The 3999-nt window shown below is 71.4% G+C and carries 6 protein-coding genes and 1 tRNA gene; 2 read left to right on the top strand and 5 right to left on the bottom strand.

All coding sequences use genetic code 11. The features are described from left to right. Positions 1-32: 32 nt before the first annotated feature. The 3 genes from ACTIE9_RS00035 to ACTIE9_RS00025 all read right to left on the bottom strand — a co-directional run bounded on the left by ACTIE9_RS00035 (position 33) and on the right by ACTIE9_RS00025 (position 1408). Positions 33-105, bottom strand: a tRNA-Glu gene (locus ACTIE9_RS00035). Between the two features lie 98 nt (positions 106-203). Beyond that, positions 204-1106 carry a diacylglycerol/lipid kinase family protein gene (locus tag ACTIE9_RS00030; protein WP_439563525.1) on the bottom strand — a complete coding sequence of 301 codons (903 nt, stop codon included), beginning with the start codon at positions 1104-1106 and terminating at the stop codon, positions 204-206. Between the two features lie 20 nt (positions 1107-1126). After that, complete coding sequence (locus tag ACTIE9_RS00025; RefSeq protein WP_047566081.1) at positions 1127-1408, bottom strand: metal-sensitive transcriptional regulator; 282 nt, start codon at positions 1406-1408, stop codon at positions 1127-1129. 70 nt (positions 1409-1478) lie between these two features. Between ACTIE9_RS00025 and ACTIE9_RS00020 the strand changes: the two genes are divergently transcribed. Beyond that, positions 1479-2117, top strand: coding sequence for an MBL fold metallo-hydrolase (locus ACTIE9_RS00020; RefSeq protein WP_439563524.1), 639 nt, complete (start codon positions 1479-1481; stop codon positions 2115-2117). Here ACTIE9_RS00020 and ACTIE9_RS00015 read toward each other — a convergent pair. After that, on the bottom strand, positions 2114-3112 hold the full coding sequence (locus tag ACTIE9_RS00015) for a hypothetical protein (RefSeq protein ID WP_439563523.1): 999 nt from the start codon (positions 3110-3112) through the stop codon (positions 2114-2116). The two genes, ACTIE9_RS00020 and ACTIE9_RS00015, sit on opposite strands and share 4 nt — an antisense overlap. After that, positions 3112-3789 (bottom strand): MerR family transcriptional regulator, encoded by a 678-nt coding sequence (locus tag ACTIE9_RS00010; protein WP_439563522.1) that lies wholly within the window; start codon positions 3787-3789, stop codon positions 3112-3114. Before ACTIE9_RS00010 ends, ACTIE9_RS00015 begins: the two co-directional genes overlap by 1 nt. Before the next feature lie 70 nt (positions 3790-3859). Between ACTIE9_RS00010 and ACTIE9_RS00005 the strand changes: the two genes are divergently transcribed. Continuing rightward, positions 3860-3999, top strand: a 140-nt coding sequence (locus ACTIE9_RS00005) for a glycerate kinase (protein ID WP_439563724.1), incomplete at its 3' end; no start/stop codon positions are given.

Genomic DNA, 3999 nt, shown 5'->3' with positions numbered 1-3999 from the left:
ACCGCCCGGAGAAGTCCGGGCGGTCTCGGTTGTGACCCCAGCGGGATTCGAACCCGCGTTACCGCCGTGAGAGGGCGGCGTACTAGGCCGCTATACGATGGGGCCGCGTTCGCAACCACACGAGTATGCCACAGCGGGCACACCCCGGCAAAACTGGGGCCGGATGCCCGGCCGAGGCGTATCGACAGGCCAGCGCGGTCGGCTCAGGCGAGCACTCGAAGGCTCCCCGCATCCATCTCGATGTCGACCGGGAGCGGCGCGATGCGCTCGCCGTCGGCGTAGGCGACGACCCCCTCGGCCTCCACGCGCACCGAGGCCGCACGGTGCACGATCACGCGCGGATCGCTGATGTGGGTTCCGGCGAAGACGCGCGGGTAGATGCGCAGGAAGGCGAGGCGGCCGAGCGGCCGAACGAGCACGACGTCGAAGAGGCCGTCATCGAGGCGCGCGTTGGGTGCGACCTTCATGCCGCCGCCGAAGGACAGGTTGTTCGCCACGGCGACGAGCAGCGCTCGCTCGCGGTGCACGACGCCATCGAGCGTCAGGGTGTAGTCGATCGGCCGGAGCTTCGCGAGCTCGACGAGCAGCGCGATCGTGTAGCGGCTGCGGCCGCGCGGGCGCGTCATGCGGTTGGCGCGCTCGTTGACGAGGGCGTCGAAGCCGGCCGACAGGATGCACGCGAAGCGCGAACGGCCCCCCGCGAACGCGAGGGCACCCGCGTCGATGACCCGCGGGGGCCGCTGCAGCGCGGCGGCGAGGTGCTCGATGGCCGCCTCGGTGTCGCCGATGGGGATTCCCAGACCGCGGGCCATGTCATTGCCGGTGCCGCTCGGAACGAGCCCGAGGGGCACCCGGGAGCCGTCGAGCGCCTGCACGCCGAGGTTGATCATGCCGTCGCCGCCGACGACGACGAGGGCGTCGGGCTTCTCGCGCACGGCCGCTCGGGTCGCCTCGAGCAGCTGCGCGAAGTCGGGCTCGATGAGGCTCGTCACCTCGTGGCCGAGACCGCGCAGGGTCGTGACGACGGCGGGGCCGACCTCGCGCCCGCGGCCGAACGAGGCGTTCGGATTGATGGCGACGACGATGCGCTTCGACGACGATGTCATGCGCCGATTATGACCGGGTTTCAGCTGCCGCGGTTCTGCTGCAGCTCGTAGACGGCGAGCAGCTCGGCCATGGCCTTCTCGCGCTCGTCGCCGCCCGCCTCGAACATGTCGCTCACGTGCGTGCGCAGGTGGTTCTCGACGAGCAGCTTGTTGAGGCTGCGCAGGCTCTTCTGCACGGCGAGCGACTGGGTGATGATGTCGACGCAGTACTCGTCGTTCTCGATCATCTTCTCGATGCCGCGCAACTGGCCCTGCAGGATGCGCGAGCGATGCAGCGCTCGCTTCTTGATGTCGTCGATCATGGAGCGATGATACCCCTGGGGGGTATTTTGGTCAAGAACCGCTCGCACCAGCGCTGAGTACAGTGTGCCCATGATCATCACGAAGCGCGAGCACGCCTGCCTCGTCGTCGAGCACTCCGGCGCGAGCCTCGTCATCGACCCGGGCAGCTTCACCGCTCCGTTCGCCGTCGACGACCTCGCCGCGATCGTGGTCACCCACGAGCACGGCGATCACGTGACCCGGGAGCACCTCGATCGGCTGCTGGCCGCCGCGGCGGGCCCGGTGGAGCTGTTCGCTCCCGCCGGGGTCGCCGCCGCGCATCCCGACTACCACTGGCAGATCGTCGATGGCGGCGACGTGCGCGCCGCTGGCCCCTTCGCCCTCGCCTTCTCGGGCGGGCACCACGCGACCATCCACCGCTCGATCCCGATCGTCGACAACGTCGGAGTCTTCGTCAACGAGACCCTGTACTACCCCGGCGACTCGTTCACCGTGCCCGGGGGCGAGGTGCCCGTGCTGGCCGTGCCGGCGAGCGCGCCGTGGCTGAAGATCGGCGAGGTCATGGACTACCTCGACACCGTGCGGCCGCGCCGCGCGTTCCCGACCCACGAGCGCGTCAACTCCGATGCCGGCAACGCGATGGCCACCGCGCGCATCACCGCGGTCGTCGAGAAGCACGGCGGCACGGTGACGGTGCTGCAGCCGGGCGAGGCGCTCGAGGTCGACTAGCTCCTCGCGGCGGCCGCGCGGCTCGGATCGGCGGAGGCCCGTCGTCGCGCTCCCGCGGCGACGATCGCGAGGGCGGCGGCCAGGGATGCCGCGGCGATGGCGGCCCCGATGGTCAGCGTGAGAGCATCCGGAGCGATGATCGACTGGCCCCGGAGCGCCTGCATCGTCACGAGCCCGACGACGGCCAGGTAGGCGCCCGCGACCGTGAGCACGAGCCCGCGGCGCACGAGGGCGTCGCGCAGCAGCGGCAGACGGCGAGCGCCGAGCTCGAGCAGCAGCGCGAGCAGGGGCAGAGCCTGCAGCGCGTGCATGCCGATGAAGTGGGGGATGCGCAGGTCGCCGGCGATCGTGCTCCAGCCGAGAAGGGGCAGGCCGGGGCCCCCGTCGGCCGTGCCGACCGCGTGCGCGCCCGCGATGCCCTGGAAGTCGTTCAGCTGGTCGGCGGTCGGGCCCGTCATGAGGAACGCGAGGCCCATGCCGAGCAGGGAGATCGCGACACCCGTGCGGATGGCGGCCTGACGCGCGGGGTCGGCACCGGGGTTGCGCCACAGGGCGACCGCGGCGACGAAGGTCGCGACCCAGAGCGTCGTGATGGCCGCGGCCATGATCGACCACAGGGTCGTGGCGAGCGGCGTCGAGACGTTGAAGTGGCTCGTGATGCCCGCCGCGGCCGCCCCGACGATGATGATGAGCTCGATCGCCAGCGTCACGGCGATGACCGTGCCGGCCCACCATGCCGCGCGCTGCCAGCGGGTGAAGTAGCCGATGAGCCACGCCCACGTGACGGCGTAGAGCGTGCCCGAGATGGCGAACTTGAGGGGCTTCTCCCAGAGATTGACGCCGAGCAGCTCGCGATCGTCGACGAGGTAGCCGACGAGCGTCACCGCCGTGAGAACGGCGAGCAGGATGCCGAGCACGAGCAGCGGGCGGTGCCAGCGGCTCGGCGGCAGGTCGAGGCGCCAATCGGCGGCAAAGGCGGGGGCGGTCGTGGTCATCAGCATTCCTCGGTGGTGGTGGCGGCGCCCGGGGCCGGAGCGCCCTCGGGCAGGGGGAAGCGGCGGAGCGACTCGGCCTCTTGCGCGATGCGGCGCAGGCCCGCGAAGAGCGCGTCGCCGAGCACAGTGCCGACGACGACCACGTTGGTCATCTCGGTCTCGTCGGGGGCGGCGGCGACCGCCGCGAGGTCGGCGCCGGCGACGAGGTCGGCCGCGTCGGCGTAGGGCCCGAGCACGGCGTGCAGGCGCTGCTGCCCGAGCGCGGCATAGGTGTCGAGCACCCGCGCGGCGAGTGCGAGGCCGGGGTTGTTCGGGTAGACCCGCCACCCCCGGGCGGCGCACAGCTCGGCGACGAGGCGATCGCCGTCGCTGGGCGCGGGCGCGTCGTCGACGAGCGGTGCGGGAACGGTGACCGCGCGCTGGGCGACCCCGAACACCGAGCTGAGCGGCAGAGTGTCGGCGTCGACCGCGCCGACGACGTCGCGCGCCCGCGCGACGCTGAGCCCGCCCACCTCGAGCAGAGCCCGCACGAGGCGCACCCGGGCGACGTGGGACTCGTCGTACTGGGCCTGGTTGGGGCTCGTGCGCTCCCCCGCGTGCAGCAGGTGCTCGCGCAGGTAGAACTTGAGCGTGGGCACCGTGACGCCGGTCGTCGAACTCAGGTCGGACATCCTCATGTACAGATAGTAGCACTATCGATAGTGCCACTGTCTATAGTGAGGTCGATCGCCCTGCCATCATCGAGGCATGCGCCGCCGCATCGTCATCGCGCCCGACTCGTTCAAGGGCACGCTCTCGGCGCAGGATGCGGCGCGCGCGCTCGCGATCGGCTGGCACGACGAGCGTCCCGACGAGACCGTTCGCCCAGAACACGTTCAGCGACCCGC

The organism is Microcella sp., assembly GCF_051860105.1.
Taxonomy (GTDB): Bacteria; Actinomycetota; Actinomycetes; order Actinomycetales; family Microbacteriaceae; genus Microcella.
The sequence above is the reverse complement of the archived record's forward strand: the minus strand, read 5'-3'. Positions and strand labels throughout refer to the sequence as shown.

Coding starts and splice junctions, on each gene's coding strand:
- ACTIE9_RS00030 (WP_439563525.1), bottom strand. CDS start 1,106: ATGACATCGTCGTCGAAGCGCATCGTCGTCGCCATCAATCCGAACGCC.
- ACTIE9_RS00025 (WP_047566081.1), bottom strand. CDS start 1,408: ATGATCGACGACATCAAGAAGCGAGCGCTGCATCGCTCGCGCATCCTG.
- ACTIE9_RS00020 (WP_439563524.1), top strand. CDS start 1,479: ATGATCATCACGAAGCGCGAGCACGCCTGCCTCGTCGTCGAGCACTCC.
- ACTIE9_RS00015 (WP_439563523.1), bottom strand. CDS start 3,112: ATGACCACGACCGCCCCCGCCTTTGCCGCCGATTGGCGCCTCGACCTG.
- ACTIE9_RS00010 (WP_439563522.1), bottom strand. CDS start 3,789: ATGAGGATGTCCGACCTGAGTTCGACGACCGGCGTCACGGTGCCCACG.